Genomic DNA, 15836 nt, shown 5'->3' with positions numbered 1-15836 from the left:
TTCGGACACCATCATGCTCGAGAAATCATAGAGCATGAGTCTCACTGACTTTCTTCCGAAGGACGTCAGCCTCACTGTTGCGATGGCGCTCTGCGCCGTCGCTTTCGTTTCGGGCACCGCGCGCGGCTTTTCCGGCTTCGGTTCGGCGCTGATCTTCATGCCGCTGGCGAGCAGCATCGCGGCGCCGCGTCTGGTTGCCGCGCTGCTTCTCGTGATCGATTTCGTCGCGGCCGCGCCGCTGCTGCCCGACGCCTGGCGCAAGGCCGACCGCAAGGCCACCGCCGTGATCGTGCTGGGCGCGCTGGTCGGCGTCCCCGTCGGCACCTATTTCCTCAGCGTGCTCGATCCCGTTACGACGCGATGGATCATCTCCTGCTTCGTCGCCGCGCTCTTGCTTCTATTGCTGTCGGGCTGGCGCTATCGCGGCAAGGACCACGCCTGGCTCTCGGTCGGCATCGGCAGCCTCTCCGGCTTCTGCAGCGGCCTCGCGCAGACCGGCGGCCCGCCGATCGTCGGCTACTGGCTCGGCCGCCCCATCGCCCCGATCGTGGCGCGCGCCAACATCCTGCTCTTCTTCGGTGCGTCGGATTTCTTCTCGATGGTCAGCTACGCGGCCACCGGCCTGATCTCGCGCGAATCGCTGGTGCTCTCGCTCATCGTCGGCCCGGTCTATGCGATCGGCGTCGCCTTCGGCGCGTCGCTGTTCGGCCGAGCCAGCGAGAAAGTGTTTCGCGCGATCTGCTACGGGCTGATCGCGCTGGCCGTGATCGCGGGGCTGCCGGTGCTGGATGGGGTTTTGCGGTAACTTGCCTCCGCGAGTCGTCCCGGCGAAGGCCGGGACCCATAGCCCCAGGGAGTAGTTGGCGCGCAACCATGTAACACCGAGCCTTCGCCAAACCAGGTCCTGTGGTTATGGGTCCCGGCCTTCGCCGGGACGACAAGAAAAATACTGTCTCTTAATTCTCCGTCTACGGCCTTGCCCGCCGCTTCTTCGTCGACTGCGTCGGCACGTCGGCCGGCTCGTCCTTCAGCGCACCGATCTTGCGTAGCGCCGCATCGGCGGCGCGCTCGCCGCTTTCCCAGGCGCCGTCGACGGTGCCCCAGAGCGTCTCGTGCGTGGCTTCGCCGGCGAGGAACATGTTGCCGATCGGCTCGGTCAGGATTTTTCGCGAGAGCTGACCGCCCGGGGAGGCCGCCGACATCGCACCCATCACGAAAGGCGAGGCGTTCCAGCGGGTCGCGCTGGCTTTCTGTACGGCGGCAGCCACCTCGCTGCCGAACAGCTTGGTGATCCATTCTCTGGCGAAGGCTGTCATCGCCTTCTCGCCCTGCCCGGACAGATCGCGGCCGAACGAGCCACCGACATCGATCGAGCACAGCGAGGAGCCGCCGATATTGGCAAACATCAGCGCCGTGCGGGTCGAGTTGCTCTGCTCGATCAGGATGTCATCGCGCGAGAGACCCAGCGGATTGCCCGGCAGTTGCAGCACGATGTGATCGTAGCTTCCAAGCGTGAGCTTTGACGCGGCATCGAGCGTGCGCTTGGGAATGTCAGGCCCGAACTTGATCGCGCCCGAAATCAGCACATTGGTCGAGACCGTGATGATGGCGGCGCGGGCAGCGATCCTGCCGGCCTGTGTCTCCACGCTGACGTCGCGATTGCTCCAGACGATCCGGCTCGCCGGCGTCGACAGCGCGACCGGCGCCTGCTCACCGAGTTTGGTGATCAGGGTCCCCAGGCCCTGGCGGCAGGCGATCGCGGCGTTGCGATCCTGAGCACGTGCCTTGTCGATCGCAGACAGCTCCTTCAGGTCCTTGCCGGCGAAGCTCGCGCCCAGCATGAACTCGGCCGCGCCGGCCCAGTCGCCGAGATCCTTCGGCAGCACCGAGGCGCAGGCGGTATCGAGCTTGCCGCGCGCGGCCTCGTCGATGGCGCGGTTGGCGCGCACCAGCGCTGCCAGGAATTCCTCGGTCTCGCCGGCCCGTGCATTGCGGCGACCGATGCGCATCTTCTGGCCTGACGGCGCCGGCAGAACGTCGAGCCCGGCGCTGCGCGCCAGCCGGATCATCGGATTGGTGTCGGGATTGTGCATCCAGCGTGCACCGCGATCGAACGGCGTGTCGAAGGTCGTCCTGTCCGTGATGCAGCGCCCGCCGATCTCGCCCGCAGCTTCCACCACCACGACCTTGCGATTGGCCGCCATGATACGCCGCGCCGCGGCAATTCCGGCCGCGCCCGCACCGATCACGACGATGTCAGCCTCGCGCGGCAGGGTCGCGGCGGTTGCGCGCAGGACCGGCATCGCGGCAAGGCCCGCCGACGCCGATAGGAAGCTGCGGCGCGTGATTGTCATGGCATGGTTTCCGGGGACTTGCAGCAAACGGGAACAGCTAGCGAACCTTGCCGTATCTGATGTTGCGCGGCAACCATCATGGTGAATCAATCGTGCTTGATCTCACAGAACGATGAACCGAATTGCAACACGTTCAGACCATGATAGAGAAGAGAAAAAGACGGCCGGAAAAGGCCGTGGGGGAGTTTTGAAATGGGGACGGTCCTGGATTCAGTCGGCAAGCTGATTGCCGCGTACCTCTCGAAGGAGGTGCCGGGCTATGAGCCGTTCACGCCGAGCGACCCGGAGCATCTGCGCGGCGTCATCGAGCCCGGCGACGTGCTGCTCGTCGAGGGCAACAACCGCATCTCCGGCATCATCAAATATCTGACGCAGTCGACCTGGTCCCACGGCGCACTCTATGTCGGCCCGATCGAGGGTGCGGAAGAGCCCGACGGCGAGCCCCACGTGCTGATCGAGGCCAATATCGGCGAAGGCGTCACCTCCGCGCCGCTGTCGAAATATTTCCCCTATCACACCCGCCTCTGTCGCCCGGTCGGGTTGTCCTATGAGGACCGCACCACGGTCTGCCGCTATGCGATCAACCGCATCGGCTTCGGCTACGACACCAAGAACATCGTCGACCTGATGCGATTTCTGTTTCCGCTGCCGATCCCGCAGCGCTGGCGGCGCCGCATGATCTCGATCGGCTCTGGCGACCCAACCAAGATCATCTGCTCGGCCCTGATCGCGCAGGCGTTCGACGCCGTGCGCTATCCGATCCTGCCAAAGATCACCAAGGCCGGCAGCCGCGCCGCCCGCCGCGAGATCCTTCACATCCGCGATTCCTCGCTCTACATGCCCCGCGACTTCGACATCTCGCCCTATTTCGAAGTCGTCAAACCCACCATCGTGCACGGCTTCGACTACACCGCCTTGCATTGGGCCGACAAGCAGAAGCCGCTCGAGGAGGTAGCCGGCACCTTCGGTGTGTTTCCAGAAACGTTCCGTGCGCCGCCGCTCGTTCCTGAAGCGATTGACGAAGAGGCGGCGGTTCCGGCTGAAGAAGTGATGCGTGAGGCGGCTGCGGAGATGAGCGTCGCCTTCTCCGAGCATTTTGTGCTGCTGAACGATCTCGCAAAGTACCGCGCGCAGGGACACGCGCTGGAGATGGCGGCGTAACTCCGCCGTCGTCCTGGCGAAAGCCAGGACCCATTATCCCAGGCAGAAGTTTGGCGAAGATTCGTCGTTCGGTACAGCTACCGGGCACATTCGATGGACTCCGCGGTATGGGTCCTGGCTTTCGCCAGGACGACGCCAGAGGAAATATCGCGCATCCCTCTCCACCATCGTGCGAGCGTCGCAAGGAAGCGACGAAAGTACGAATCTACCGCTCCGCGCGCCCAATCACCGCCATCAGCTCCGCGATCTTCTCGCGCTGGTCGGCCTTGTCGCCGCTCGCGATCGCATGCTCGACGCAATGGGCGACGTGATCTTTCAGAACCTCTTCCTCGACCCGGCGCAGCGCGGCACGCACCGCCGAGATCTGCGTGACGATGTCGATGCAATAGCGGTCTTCCTCGACCATTTTCGAGAGGCCGCGAACCTGACCCTCGATCCGGCCAAGACGTTTTCCGACCGATGCCTTGATGTCCTTGCGCATGGGGTCTATATACCCCCCTAGGGTATAATTTGCAAGGCCGGAGCGTGGCAATGAACGAGCCCGAACATGGACATCATCACGAGGCGGAGACGCATTCCGGATGCGGCTGTGCCAGCAAAGCTCCGCCGGTCGCGAAGCCGGTAGCCTCCTCCTGCTGCGGCAATCATGCCCACGACCACAGCGCCGTCGCGACAAAGGTCCACGATCCCGTCTGCGGCATGACGGTTGATCCCGCGACCTCAAAACACCGATTCGACCACGACGGCGAGACCTTCCATTTCTGCTCGGCCGGCTGCCGCGCCAAATTCACCGCCGACCCCGCAAAGTATCTCGCAAAGGGCAAGACGCCCGAGCCCGAGATGCCCGCGGGCACGATCTACACCTGCCCGATGCATCCGCAGATCCGCCAGGTCGGGCCCGGCACCTGCCCGATCTGCGGCATGGCGCTGGAGCCGGAAGTGGCGAGCCTGGAGACCGGGCCCAACCCTGAGCTCGCCGACATGACGCGGCGGTTCTGGATCGGCGGCGCGCTGGCCTTGCCGGCCGTCGTGCTGGAGATGGGCGGCCATCTCGCAGGCCCGCACAACTGGATCGATGCGACGCTGTCGAACTGGATCCAGCTCGTCTTCGCCACACCGGTGGTGCTGTGGGCCGGCTGGCCGTTCTTCGTTCGCGGCTGGCAGTCGCTGCTGACGCGCAACCTCAACATGTTCACGCTGATCGCGATGGGCACGGGCGTCGCCTATGTCTACAGCCTGATCGGCACCATCGCGCCGCAGATCTTTCCGGCCACCTTCCGCGGCCACGAAGGTGCGGTCGCGGTCTATTTCGAGGCGGCGGCCGTCATCACCGTGCTGGTGCTGCTCGGTCAGGTGCTGGAGCTGCGCGCCCGCGATGCGACGTCGGGTGCGATCAAGGCGTTGCTGCAGCTCGCCCCCAAGACCGCGCGGCGTATCGATGGCGATGGCAACGAGCACGAGGTCGAGATCGACGCACTTCATGCCGGCGACCGCTTGCGCGTGCGTCCCGGTGAAAAGGTGCCGGTCGACGGCGTCATTCTGGAAGGCCGCTCGTCGCTCGACGAATCCCTCGTGACGGGCGAATCCATGCCGGTCACCAAGGAGACGGACGCGAAGGTGATCGCGGGCACGCTCAACCAGTCCGGCAGCTTTATCATGCGAGCCGACAAGGTCGGGCGCGAGACGCTGCTGTCGCAGATCGTGCAGATGGTCGCGGACGCGCAGCGCTCGCGTGCGCCGATCCAGCGTCTCGCCGACCAGGTCGCGGGCTGGTTCGTGCCGACCGTGATCGCCGTTGCGGTCGTTGCCTTCGCGGCCTGGGCCTGGTTCGGGCCGGAGCCGCGGCTGGCCTTCGGGCTCGTCGCCGCCGTCAGCGTGCTGATCATCGCCTGCCCCTGTGCGCTTGGCCTGGCGACCCCGATGTCGATCATGGTCGGCGTCGGCCGCGGCGCGCAGGCGGGAGTCCTGATCAAGAACGCCGAGGCGCTGGAGCGGATGGAGAAGATCGACACACTGGTGGTCGACAAGACCGGCACGCTGACGGAGGGCAAGCCGAAGGTGGTCGCGATCGTGCCGGCGGCCGGTTTTGCGGAAGATGACATCCTCCGCATGGCCGCCAGCGTCGAGCGCGCCAGCGAGCATCCTCTGGCCGATGCGATCATGCGCGCGGCGGAGGAGAAGCAGCTCGCGCTGGGCCAGGTCGAACAATTCGATTCGCCGACCGGCAAGGGCGCGACCGGCAAGGTCGACGGCAAGACCATCGTGCTCGGCAATGCCAAATATCTGACCTCGATCGGCATCGACACCAAAGCGCTCGATACGGAGGCCGAACGCCTGCGCGGCGACGGCGCGACCGTGATCAACATGGCTGTCGACGGCCGGCTTGCCGGCCTGTTCGCGATCGCCGATCCGGTCAAGGCCTCGACCCCGGAGGCCCTGAAGGCACTCGCGGCCGAAGGCATCAAGGTCATCATGCTGACCGGCGACAACCGCACCACGGCGGAGGCCGTGGCGCGCAGGCTCGGCATCGCCGATGTCGAGGCCGAGGTGCTGCCGGATCAGAAGAGCGCGGTGGTGACAAAGCTGCAGAAGGCAGGCCGCAGCGTCGCGATGGCCGGTGACGGCGTCAACGACGCGCCGGCGCTGGCCGCTGCCGAAGTCGGCATCGCCATGGGCACCGGCACGGACGTGGCGATGGAGAGCGCCGGCGTCACCCTGCTCAAGGGCGATCTCACCGGCATCGTCCGTGCGCGAAAACTGTCGCAGGCGACGATGAGCAACATCCGGCAGAACCTGTTCTTCGCCTTCATCTACAACGCCGCAGGCATTCCGATCGCGGCCGGCATCCTCTATCCGACCTTCGGCGTGCTGCTGTCGCCGATCATCGCCGCGGCCGCGATGGCGCTATCCTCGGTCAGCGTGGTCGGGAATGCGCTGCGGCTGCGGGCGACGCGGCTGTGAGCGAGCGCCTTCTCTCTCGCACCGTTCACGAAACGCGGTAAGATGCGCGTAGCCCGGATGAAGCAGAGCGAAATCCGGGGTCTGTCCACGCATCGAAACTGTCCCGGATTGCGCTTCGCTCCATCCGGGCTACGGAGTACGCACCAAGCGGTACGCACGGAGAGGACTTGATGCAGCGAATTACGATCACGATCGAGGACGATCTCCTGGCGGAGATCGACGCGGCAGCGGAAGCCCGCGGCTACCAGAATCGCTCCGAGATCATCCGCGACCTCGCCCGTGCCGGGTTGCAACAGAGCAGCGAGGACACCGCGCAGACCGGCTCTTGCGTCGCCGGCCTCGTCTATGTCTACGACCACGCCGCCCGCGATCTCTCAAAACGCCTGGTGCAGGAATTCCATGGCCACCACGACCTCGCGCTGGCGACGCTGCATGTCCATCTCGACGACAACAATTGCATGGAGATGACGGCACTGCGCGGCGATGCCGCCGAGGTCAGACATTTCGCCGACCACATCATCGCCGAACGCGGCGTCCGCTACGGCCGCGTGGTGATGATCCCGACGGGTGAAGCGAAGCCGACGAAAGCGCGGAAGCACGCGCACCGGCATGAGTAGCGCGACTTTTGTCACGGCATAGTCGCTGTGTGTCCCTCTCCCCTTGTGGGAAAGGGTGGCTCGCCGCGAAGCGGCGAGACGAGTGAGGGGTCTCTCTCCGCCCAGAAGAATCTCACGATCTGAGTGCGCGGACAGAGACCCCTCATCCGGCGCTTCGCGCCACCTTCTCCCGCAAGGGGAGAAGGGAGGAAGGATCACGCCGCCTTCGCCGCGGTCCCACCCGGCAATCCCGCCCGCGCGAGGCCGCCATAGAGCTGCTCGTTCGGCATTTCCTCCAGCAAGATCTTCCGGACGGCGATCAGTCTGTCGAGATCGATCCCGGTCGTAAAGCCCTTGCTCTCGCACAGGAACACGAGATCCTCGAACACGACATTGCCGGTCGCGCCGGGTGCGAAGGGGCAGCCACCGAGGCCGCCGAGCGAGCCATCGAGAATACGCGCGCCTTCGTCGAGCGCGGCGGCCGCGTTCGCGATGCCCATGCCGCGGGTGTCGTGGAGATGGATGCAGATCGGCTTTGACCCCGCGAGCTTCACCGCGGCGCGCGTCAGCTCCGCCACCTGCTTCGGCCCGGCATAGCCGACGGTGTCGGCGATGCCGACGAAATCGACTCCAGCCTCGAGGCACTTGTCGACCAGCCGCAGCACCTCTGCAGGGTCAACCGCCCCGGTGATCGAGCAGCCCAGCGCCATCGAGATCGCAGCGTTGACGAGCGGCTTGTGGCGGGTGGCATCGCGCAGCTCGCACAGACGCTTCACATTGGCGATCGCGGATTCGCGCGAGCGGTGCGCGTTGGCCTGGCTGTGCTCTTCAGTTGCCGAGACCACCGAGGCGATCTCGCCGACGCCGGATTCCAGCGCCTCGTTCACGCCGCGCTCGTTGAGCGCAAGCGCGATGCCATGCGCGCCGGGCAATGAAGCGACGGTCGCGACGACGTCACGAACATCGACGAATTGCGGAAAAGTCTTTGCCGGCAGGAACGAGCCAACCTCGAAATGCCGCACGCCGGCGGCATATTCCTCGCGCACCCAGCGCTGCTTCGCGTCGGTCGACGGAATTTTCTTCACGAGCTGGAGCCCGTCGCGCAGGCCGACTTCGCGCAGGCTGACGCGCTCTGCGGGGTAAATCTCCTGAATCCGGCTCATGCGCGCCTCCCTGTTGTTTTTGACGTGACGTCTTCATTTTCATTGTCGATCTCGGCACGAACGGCCGCGGTGTCGGCGCCGAGCGGCGCGACCTTCAGGCCTTCACCGATATGGCTGCCGTTCCATTCGATCGGCAGCGCCGGCACCCGGAACGGCTTGCCGTCGGCAGTGATATTGTTGACGAGCCCGCCCGGCCGCAGCACATGCGGATCGGTGAAGAGATCCTCGGGCCGGTTGATCGGCGAGAAGCAGATGTTGAGCGCATCGAGCCTCTGCGACAGCTTTGCCACGTCCCACTGCCTGATGATATCAGCGGCGCGCGGAATGATCCGTCCACGCGCCAGGATGCGATCGGTCGTGGTGCGCAAGGCGGGATCATCGAGGAATTCAGTCAGGCCGAATTCGCGGCAAAAGCTCTGCCAATGGCCTTCGGTGACGACGCCGATGAAGATGCGCTCGCCGCCGGCGGTTTCGAAGATGTCGTAGATCGGCCAGGCATGCTCGCGCTCCGGCATCGAGCGCGGCTTGTTGCCGGTCATCTCGTATTCGACCATGTGCTGGGCGACCAGGAACAGGCAGTTCTCGAACAGGCCGATGCGAATGTCGGCGCCGTCGCGCTTTCCCCCGCGCTTCTGATAGAGCGCCGCGAGGATTGCGATCACGCCGAACATGCCGCCCATGATGTCGTTGGCGGACGAGCCGACGCGCTGGGGCTTTTCGCTGGTGCCGGTCATGGCGGCAAGGCCCGCCATCATCTGCACGACCTCGTCGAGCGCGGGGCGGTGCTCGTAAGGACCGGAAAGGAAACCCTTGTGGCCGGCGATGATCAGCTCCGGATGCCGTCGGCGCAATTCGTCCGCGCCAAGCCCCTGCTTCGCGAGCTGGCCGTCGCGAAAATTCTCCAGGAATACGTCGGCCGACGCCAGCAGCCGGTGCATGGTGTCGCGATCCTCGGGCTTCTCGAAGTCCAGCACGACGCTGCGCTTGCCGCGGTTGAACAACGGGAAGAAGGCGGTGCCCATTCCTCCGAGGCTCCGGGTCTTGTCGCCCGCAGGCGGCTCGACCTTGATCACGTCGGCGCCGAGCTGCGCCAGGATCATGCCGCAGGTCGGGCCCATGACCATGTGGGTCATCTCGACGACGCGCACGCCTGCAAGCGGCAATCCGGCCGCCGATTCTTCCATCTCCATATGCGCCTGTTCCTTTGCCCGGCTGGTTCCGCTTGCCCGCCAGCCTAGGCCTTCACAGACCTTCTGAAAATATATCTCGCCGAACATGATGTGACCCTCCCCCCGTCGGAACGGGAAGAGGGGGAGCGCCACCTGCATCACGCCGCCGGAAAATTCTGCAACGCCGCACCATCGGGAACGCCGAGTCAATCCGGCCATCAGCGATGCCGCCGCGCCGGTGCCGCCGATCTCCCTTGCCGAACGGGCCTCCTGTGTCTACCTCTCGCGGGTGATTTCGTGAGAGGAACTCCCATGCTGGATGCCGCCGTCAAGGCGTTGTCGCAAATGATCTCGCCGCCGATGCGCTCGATCCTGTGGCGGTCGATCGGCGTCGCACTGGTGCTGATCATCGTACTGGCGATCGGCTTGCAGCGGCTCCTGAGCTGGTTTGCGACCTATGGCGAGGCCTGGCTGGAGGGCCTGCTCGGTCCGGGCTGGCACTCGTCGCTCGAGGTGTTGTCCTGGATCATTTCGATCGCCGCGGGCCTCGGCGTCGTGTTCGGGGCTGTGTTCCTGATGCCCGCGATCACCTCGCTGGTGGCGAGCCTGTTCGTCGACGACGTCGCCGACATGGTCGAGCGCGAGCACTATCCGGCCGAGCGGCCCGGCGTCGCGCTGCCGCTCACCCAGGCGATCTACGAGGGCGTCAAGACCGCGCTGCTGACGATCCTGGTCTATCTGGTCGCGTTGCCGCTGGTGCTGTTCGCCGGCGCCGGTTTCCTGGTCTTCTTCCTCGCCACGGCATGGCTGCTCGGCCGCGAATATTTCGAGCTCGCGGCGATGCGGTTTCGCTCGCCGGAGGAAGCCAAGGCGATGCGGCGCGACAATGCCGCCACCGTCTTCACCGCGGGCCTCTTCATCGCAGCCTTCGTCTCGATCCCGATCGTCAATCTGGCGACGCCGATCTTCGCCATGGCCTTCATGGTCCACATGCATAAGCGGCTCTCAGGCCCGCGGCCCGAGCTGATCGAGCCGGCGCGGCAGATGCGGTGACGGGACGCACCCTCTCCCGCTTGCGGGAGAGGGTCGGGGAGAGGGTGTCTCCGCAATGGGACAATCCCCCAGAGGAGAGAACCCTCACCCGGCACTTCGTGCCGACCTCTCCCGCAAGCGGGAGAGGTGACCAATCCCGTCGCGCGATTGGACGAACCAACCATCATCGCATTCAGGCGACCTTCACTCCGCACTTGCGCAACAGCATCCTGGCGAAGCCGAACGGCGCCGGCGTGAACGGGCCCGGCGGGGCGCGGGTGACCAGGGCGACGACGCCGAGTGCGGCCATCGCGACCCAGAAGCACAGCCAGAAGCCGTCGATATAGGCGAGCACATTGGCCTCGCGCTGGACCAAGTCCGCGAGCGTACCGACCGCGCGGGCCTGGGCCGAGCCCGCACCATGGGCCGCAAAATGGTCGGCGAGCTGTTTCAGCATGCGGACCACGTCGACGTCGCCGACGCCGAGATTCTGGCCGAGATAGAAGGAATGGATCTGCTCGCGGACGCGCAGCCACGTCCCCATCACCGCCACGCCGATCTCCGCGCCGCCGAGCCGCATGATCTGGATATAGGCGGCAAACGAGGTGGCGCGGCTCGGATCGGAGTTGGACAGCAGCGTGATGATCAGCGGCAGCAAGGTCAGCGACTGCCCGATCGCCTGGAGCAGCACGATGCCGGCGAAATCCTCGCGCGCCCAATCATGGCTGAGCTGCGTGCCCCAGAGATTGGCGGCGGCGAAGCAGGCAAATCCCACGACCACCACCGTCCGCGTATCGAAATGCCGCAGCAGCCAGATCGAGAGCGGCACCAGCACGAACATCGGCAACGCGCCATAGATGAGCAGCAGGAGGCCACTCTGCTCCGGCCTGAGCAGGGCGATGGTGGCGAGGAAATTCGGCACCAGCGACGCATTGGAGAGACTGGTCAGCGTGTAGAGCAGGATCAGGACCAGCCCCAGGCCGATATTGCGCGAGAACAGCACGTTGATATGTGCCCATGGCTGTCGCACCAGGGCCTCGTTGACGAGGAAGCCCGCGCACAGCACTGCGCCGGCAATGATCAACGCCATCACCGTCCCCGACCCCAGCCAGTCCAGCCGATTGCCCTGGTCGAGCCCGGCATAGATCATCGAGACGCCGGCGCCGAGCAGCAGCATGCCGCCCCAATCGGCCTCGCGCAGCAAAGCGCGATTGACCGGCTCGTTCGGCGTGCCCCAATAAACCATCAGGCCCATCAGGGGCGCGATCACGACGCTCTGCCAGTACAGCCATTGCCAGCCGAGATGGTCGACATAGAAGCCGACCAGCGAGCTCGAGGTATCAAGCGCGAAGCCGACCCGGATCGAATAGATCGAGATCGCCGGGAGCCACCAGCGGATCGGCAGATTGCGGAATATGATCATCAGCGTCGCCGGCACGAAGGTGCCGAGCAAGAGGCCATGCACGACGCTGAGCGCGAGCAATGTCGGATAGTCGTGCACGAACGGGATGATCAGCGAGATCGCGGCATAGACGAGGCTGGGGATGCCGAGCACGCGGCGCAGGCCGAACACGGTGGCAAGCCAGGCCACCGCGGGCGCGATGAATATCTGCGAGCCGATGCCTGCGGTAGAGAGCCACGCGCCCTCGTCGAACGAGAGCGAGAACGCGCCGCGCAGATCCGGCAGGCCAATCGTGGTCAGGCGGCTGTCGAAATTGGCGAGGAACGAGCCGAGCAGCACCGCCGCCACCGCAAACAAGGGCTGCGGGGCGACGCCGCCGCGCGAGAGCGGCCCGCGACTGGAATCGTCATTTTCCGCCATTGCCGGCCCTGGTGTCGATGCTGGTGACGACCGACATGCCCGGCACCAGCCGCGCCAGCAGTGGCTGGTTGTCTTCGAACTTGATGCGCACGGGAATGCGCTGCACGACCTTGGTGAAGTTGCCGGTTGCGTTGTCCGGCGGCAGCAGCGCGACCTGCGCGCCGGTCGCGGGCGCAATGCGCTCGACCCGGCCGCGCAGCTTCTCACGCGGGAATCCGTCGACGGTGATCTCGACCGGCTGACCCGGTGCGACGTGCGTAAGCTGGGTCTCCTTGTAGTTCGCGATCACATAAACCTTCGGCAACGGCACGACGTTGATGAGGTTGGTGCCGATGTTGACGTAGTCGCCGGGCTGGACCTGCCGCTCGCCGACGACGCCGTCGAACGGCGCCGATATCTTGGTGTAGCCGAGCTTGAGCTTCGCACTCGCCAGCGTCGCCTTGGTCGCTTCGAGATCGGCGGCGCGCTGCTTCCTGGTGCCTTGCAGGACTTCGAGCTGGTGCTGCTGGGCCGCGATCACGGCACGGCTCGCGCGCACATCGGCCTGCGCCTTGGCGTAGCCTGCGACCGCCTGCTCGAACCGCTGCCGCGTGCCGGATTCGGTCTGCGTCAGCGACTGCTGACGCTCCTGCTCCTGCCGAGCCTCGACCTCCATGGCTTCGGCCGAGAGCCGCGCGGCTTGCGCCTGCGCGATCGTCGCATATTGCAGCTCGATCTGGTTGGCCAGATTGTCGAGCACGGCTTGCGCGGCGGCGACCGCCGCTTCGGACTGCGCAACTTGCGCCTGATAATCGGCAGGATCGATCTGGATCAGGAGATCGCCGGCCTTGACGCGCTGGAAGTCGGTGACCCCGACGGTCAACACTTCGCCGGAGACCCGACTGGCAAGCCGCGTCAGTTCGGCGCGCACATAGGCGTCGTTGGTGGTCTGGACCACCGCGTTGCCGACCCATTCGTCGAAGCGCTGCGTGGCCAGCACGACGAAGCCGAGCGCGACGATCACCGCGAACAGCGGAATCGCGAGCCGGCTCCAGAGTGGGGTCGCCGGTGGCTGGGTGGGCTTGGGTTGCGGAGCAGGCGCTGCGGTGGGAGGCGATGACGGAACTTGTTCTTGTGGACTCACGACATCACTCCAAAAGCGCGCTCTCTCATCCTCGCCATTCCGGGGCGATGCGCTGCATCGAACCCGGAATCTCGAGATTCCGGGCCCGGTCCTACGGACCGTCCCGGAATGACGGACATTGCCATCAGACCGTCTTTTCCGGCCACCTACAGAGATCGTTGATCAGGCATACCTCGCAGCGCGGCTTGCGCGCGAGGCAAGTATAGCGGCCGTGCAGGATCAGCCAATGATGGGCGTGCAGCATGAATTCGGCCGGGATCACCTTTTCGAGACCGAGCTCGACCTCCAGCGGCGTCTTGCCGGGCGCAAGTCCGGTCCGGTTGCCGACGCGGAAGACATGCGTGTCGACCGCCATGGTGTGCTCGCCGAAGGCCATGTTGAGCACGACGTTGGCGGTCTTGCGCCCGGCGCCGGGCAGCGACTCGATCCCGGCGCGCGTGCGCGGGACCTCGCCGCCGAACTCGCTGAGCACCTTTGCAGACAGCGCAATGACATTCTTGGCCTTGGTGCGGTAGAGGCCGATGGTCTTGATGTACTCGCGCAGGCGTTCCTCGCCGAGGTCGAGCATCTTCTGCGGTGTGTCGGCGATCGCAAACAGCGCGCGCGTCGCCTTGTTGACGCCGGCGTCGGTCGCCTGCGCCGACAGCACCACGGCGACCAGCAGCGTGAACGGATTGACGTGCTCGAGCTCGCCTTTCGGCTCCGGATTGGCCTTGCGGAAACGGCTGAAGACCTCGTGGACCTCGGCCGGCGTCCAGGGTTTCATGGCCTTAAGTGATTTCTTCGCGGGCGCCTTTGGCTTTGCCGCGACCGGCTTTGCCTTTTTCTTCGGCACGGGCGCTTTGCGCGGGGCCGTCTTGCGGGTGATTTTCGCCATGATCGGGATATACTGAGGGACGATGAGCACAGGCAACGAAATTGCGCGCGAACGATCTGGGAGCGAGGCCGAGCCTCAGATCTTTTCCGCGCGGCTGACGCCGCACCGCTCGCTGAACCGCACCGGCTTCCTCGCCGTGATGCTGTTCCTGAGCGCCGTCAGCTTCGTCACCGGCCTCGTCTTCCTGATGATGGGAGCGTGGCCGGTGTTCGGCTTCTTCGGCCTCGACGTGCTGGTGATCTGGTGGGCCTTCAAGGCCAATTTCCGCGCGGCGCGAGCCAGCGAGGAGATCGTGGTCACGCCATCTGAATTGCGCGTGCGGCGCGTCAGCCAGCACGGCCAGATCGTCGAGTGGACCTTCAATCCGCTCTGGGTCCGGCTCGACATGGAAATCGACGAGGATTTTGGCATCGAGCACCTCTATCTGATTTCGCGAGGTCACCAGATCCAGATCGCCCGCTTTCTGGGACCGGACGAAAAGGCAAGTTTTTACAAAGGTTTGGTTGAGGCCTTGAATGCCGCCAGGCGCGGTCCAACCTACAATCCGGTCACCTGATTGGCGGATCGGAAATCGGGTGGTTTCGCACCCTGCCCTCTCCTACATTTGTGGTCATGATGACACTCGCGATACATGACCAGCGCCTGGCCGGGCCGGGCTCCCAGAACGCCGCGTTGCGCGACTATGATTCCGTGCGCCGGGCGATCGCCTTCATTTCGGAAAAATGGCGGACACAGCCGACCATCGAGGCGATGGCGGATGCGGCCGGCGTCACGCCGGACGAGCTGCACCATCTGTTCCGCCGCTGGGCTTCGATCACGCCGAAGGCTTTCATGCAGGCGCTGACGCTCGATCACGCCAAGGGCTTGCTGCGGGACTCCGCAAGCATCCTCGACGCCGCGCTGGACTCCGGTCTGTCGGGTCCGGGCCGGCTGCATGATCTGTTCGTCACGCACGAAGCGATGTCGCCGGGCGAATGGAAGAACGGCGGCGCGGGTCTCATTTTGCGTTACGGCTTCCATCACTCGCCGTTCGGCACCGCGATCGTGATCGCGACCGATCGCGGACTGTCGGGGCTCGCTTTCGCCGATCACGGTGAGGAACAGGTGGCGCTTGCCGACATGACACGGCGGTGGCGGAACGCAACTTACGTCGAGGATCACGAAGGCACCGCACCGCTGGCGCAACGCATCTTCGACACGAAACTGTGGCGGCCGGATCAGCCGCTGCGCGTGGTGATGATCGGCACCGATTTCGAGGTGCGAGTGTGGGAGACGTTGCTGAAGATCCCGATGGGCCGCGCGGTGTCCTATTCGGACATCGCCTGCAACATCAACAGCCCGAAAGCTTCACGCGCCGTCGGCGCTGCCGTCGGCAAGAACCCGGTCTCGTTCGTCGTGCCCTGCCACCGCGCGCTCGGCAAGAGCGGCACGCTCACCGGCTACCACTGGGGCATCACCCGCAAGCAGGCGATGCTGGGCTGGGAGGCCGGGCAGTTGGGGATGCAGTAAAATTGTCGTCCCGGCCTAGTGCGCAATTGCGCACGGGGGGCCGGGACCCATACCGCGTGATCTATCGAG

At 65.3% G+C, this 15836-nt stretch carries 14 protein-coding genes; 7 read left to right on the top strand and 7 right to left on the bottom strand.

Annotated features, from left to right (window positions below):
• The first annotated feature begins 34 nt into the window (after positions 1–34).
• The gene (locus C7G41_RS18990; RefSeq protein ID WP_106943988.1) at positions 35–805 is read left to right on the top strand and encodes a sulfite exporter TauE/SafE family protein; all 771 of its coding nucleotides are present in this window, start codon (positions 35–37) and stop codon (positions 803–805) included.
• A 163-nt stretch (positions 806–968) separates the two neighbouring features.
• On the opposite strand, the gene C7G41_RS18985 is transcribed toward C7G41_RS18990, so the two are convergent.
• A complete protein-coding gene (locus C7G41_RS18985; protein ID WP_106943987.1) occupies positions 969–2354 on the bottom strand; it encodes an FAD-dependent oxidoreductase in 1386 nt (461 codons plus the stop codon).
• A 192-nt stretch (positions 2355–2546) separates the two neighbouring features.
• Here C7G41_RS18985 and C7G41_RS18980 point away from each other — a divergent pair, with 192 nt between their 5' ends.
• Complete coding sequence (locus C7G41_RS18980; RefSeq protein ID WP_106943986.1) at positions 2547–3515, top strand: YiiX/YebB-like N1pC/P60 family cysteine hydrolase; 969 nt, start codon at positions 2547–2549, stop codon at positions 3513–3515.
• 205 nt (positions 3516–3720) lie between these two features.
• Here C7G41_RS18980 and C7G41_RS18970 read toward each other — a convergent pair whose 3' ends face one another.
• On the bottom strand, positions 3721–3996 hold the full coding sequence (locus C7G41_RS18970) for a metal-sensitive transcriptional regulator (protein WP_007598521.1): 276 nt from the start codon (positions 3994–3996) through the stop codon (positions 3721–3723).
• Between the two features lie 50 nt (positions 3997–4046).
• Here C7G41_RS18970 and C7G41_RS18965 point away from each other — a divergent pair, with 50 nt between their 5' ends.
• Together C7G41_RS18965 and nikR are read left to right on the top strand one after the other, a co-directional pair.
• On the top strand, positions 4047–6476 hold the full coding sequence (locus tag C7G41_RS18965) for a heavy metal translocating P-type ATPase (RefSeq protein WP_199198471.1): 2430 nt from the start codon (positions 4047–4049) through the stop codon (positions 6474–6476).
• Between the two features lie 170 nt (positions 6477–6646).
• Complete coding sequence (gene nikR / locus C7G41_RS18960; protein ID WP_106943984.1) at positions 6647–7093, top strand: nickel-responsive transcriptional regulator NikR; 447 nt, start codon at positions 6647–6649, stop codon at positions 7091–7093.
• A 194-nt stretch (positions 7094–7287) separates the two neighbouring features.
• On the opposite strand, the gene C7G41_RS18955 is transcribed toward nikR, so the two are convergent.
• Together C7G41_RS18955 and C7G41_RS18950 are read right to left on the bottom strand one after the other, a co-directional pair.
• Positions 7288–8235 carry a hydroxymethylglutaryl-CoA lyase gene (locus tag C7G41_RS18955; protein ID WP_106943983.1) on the bottom strand — a complete coding sequence of 316 codons (948 nt, stop codon included), beginning with the start codon at positions 8233–8235 and terminating at the stop codon, positions 7288–7290.
• Complete coding sequence (locus tag C7G41_RS18950; RefSeq protein WP_199198480.1) at positions 8232–9425, bottom strand: CoA transferase; 1194 nt, start codon at positions 9423–9425, stop codon at positions 8232–8234. Before C7G41_RS18950 ends, C7G41_RS18955 begins: the two co-directional genes overlap by 4 nt.
• Positions 9426–9716: 291 nt before the next feature.
• On the opposite strand from C7G41_RS18950, the gene C7G41_RS18945 reads away from it, so the two are divergent.
• Positions 9717–10457 (top strand): sulfate transporter family protein, encoded by a 741-nt coding sequence (locus tag C7G41_RS18945; RefSeq protein ID WP_106943982.1) that lies wholly within the window; start codon positions 9717–9719, stop codon positions 10455–10457.
• A gap of 172 nt (positions 10458–10629) precedes the next feature.
• On the opposite strand, the gene C7G41_RS18940 is transcribed toward C7G41_RS18945, so the two are convergent.
• The 3 genes from C7G41_RS18940 to nth form a co-directional block, all read right to left on the bottom strand.
• Positions 10630–12258 carry an MFS transporter gene (locus C7G41_RS18940; protein ID WP_106943981.1) on the bottom strand — a complete coding sequence of 543 codons (1629 nt, stop codon included), beginning with the start codon at positions 12256–12258 and terminating at the stop codon, positions 10630–10632.
• The gene (locus tag C7G41_RS18935; RefSeq protein WP_106943980.1) at positions 12245–13381 is read right to left on the bottom strand and encodes an HlyD family secretion protein; all 1137 of its coding nucleotides are present in this window, start codon (positions 13379–13381) and stop codon (positions 12245–12247) included. Before C7G41_RS18935 ends, C7G41_RS18940 begins: the two co-directional genes overlap by 14 nt.
• A 124-nt stretch (positions 13382–13505) precedes the next feature.
• Complete coding sequence (nth, locus tag C7G41_RS18930; protein WP_199198470.1) at positions 13506–14258, bottom strand: endonuclease III; 753 nt, start codon at positions 14256–14258, stop codon at positions 13506–13508.
• 22 nt (positions 14259–14280) lie between these two features.
• Between nth and C7G41_RS18925 the strand changes: the two genes are divergently transcribed.
• Together C7G41_RS18925 and C7G41_RS18920 are read left to right on the top strand one after the other, a co-directional pair.
• Complete coding sequence (locus C7G41_RS18925; RefSeq protein ID WP_007598508.1) at positions 14281–14814, top strand: DUF2244 domain-containing protein; 534 nt, start codon at positions 14281–14283, stop codon at positions 14812–14814.
• A 56-nt stretch (positions 14815–14870) separates the two neighbouring features.
• Positions 14871–15767 (top strand): bifunctional helix-turn-helix domain-containing protein/methylated-DNA--[protein]-cysteine S-methyltransferase, encoded by an 897-nt coding sequence (locus tag C7G41_RS18920; RefSeq protein ID WP_106944072.1) that lies wholly within the window; start codon positions 14871–14873, stop codon positions 15765–15767.
• Positions 15768–15836: the final 69 nt, after the last annotated feature.

The organism is Bradyrhizobium sp. MOS002 (assembly GCF_003020115.1).
Taxonomy (GTDB): Bacteria; Pseudomonadota; Alphaproteobacteria; order Rhizobiales; family Xanthobacteraceae; genus Bradyrhizobium.
Note: the sequence above shows the minus strand (reverse complement) of the source record. Positions and strands in the feature narration are given on the sequence as shown.

What these genes read in the sequence shown, in the direction of transcription:
- C7G41_RS18990 (WP_106943988.1), top strand. Translation starts at nt 35, where the DNA reads ATGAGTCTCACTGACTTTCTTCCGAAGGACGTCAGCCTCACTGTTGCG.
- C7G41_RS18985 (WP_106943987.1), bottom strand. Translation starts at nt 2,354, where the DNA reads ATGACAATCACGCGCCGCAGCTTCCTATCGGCGTCGGCGGGCCTTGCC.
- C7G41_RS18980 (WP_106943986.1), top strand. Translation starts at nt 2,547, where the DNA reads ATGGGGACGGTCCTGGATTCAGTCGGCAAGCTGATTGCCGCGTACCTC.
- C7G41_RS18970 (WP_007598521.1), bottom strand. Translation starts at nt 3,996, where the DNA reads ATGCGCAAGGACATCAAGGCATCGGTCGGAAAACGTCTTGGCCGGATC.
- C7G41_RS18965 (WP_199198471.1), top strand. Translation starts at nt 4,047, where the DNA reads ATGAACGAGCCCGAACATGGACATCATCACGAGGCGGAGACGCATTCC.
- nikR (WP_106943984.1), top strand. Translation starts at nt 6,647, where the DNA reads ATGCAGCGAATTACGATCACGATCGAGGACGATCTCCTGGCGGAGATC.
- C7G41_RS18955 (WP_106943983.1), bottom strand. Translation starts at nt 8,235, where the DNA reads ATGAGCCGGATTCAGGAGATTTACCCCGCAGAGCGCGTCAGCCTGCGC.
- C7G41_RS18950 (WP_199198480.1), bottom strand. Translation starts at nt 9,425, where the DNA reads ATGGAGATGGAAGAATCGGCGGCCGGATTGCCGCTTGCAGGCGTGCGC.
- C7G41_RS18945 (WP_106943982.1), top strand. Translation starts at nt 9,717, where the DNA reads ATGCTGGATGCCGCCGTCAAGGCGTTGTCGCAAATGATCTCGCCGCCG.
- C7G41_RS18940 (WP_106943981.1), bottom strand. Translation starts at nt 12,258, where the DNA reads ATGGCGGAAAATGACGATTCCAGTCGCGGGCCGCTCTCGCGCGGCGGC.
- nth (WP_199198470.1), bottom strand. Translation starts at nt 14,258, where the DNA reads ATGGCGAAAATCACCCGCAAGACGGCCCCGCGCAAAGCGCCCGTGCCG.
- C7G41_RS18925 (WP_007598508.1), top strand. Translation starts at nt 14,281, where the DNA reads ATGAGCACAGGCAACGAAATTGCGCGCGAACGATCTGGGAGCGAGGCC.
- C7G41_RS18920 (WP_106944072.1), top strand. Translation starts at nt 14,871, where the DNA reads ATGATGACACTCGCGATACATGACCAGCGCCTGGCCGGGCCGGGCTCC.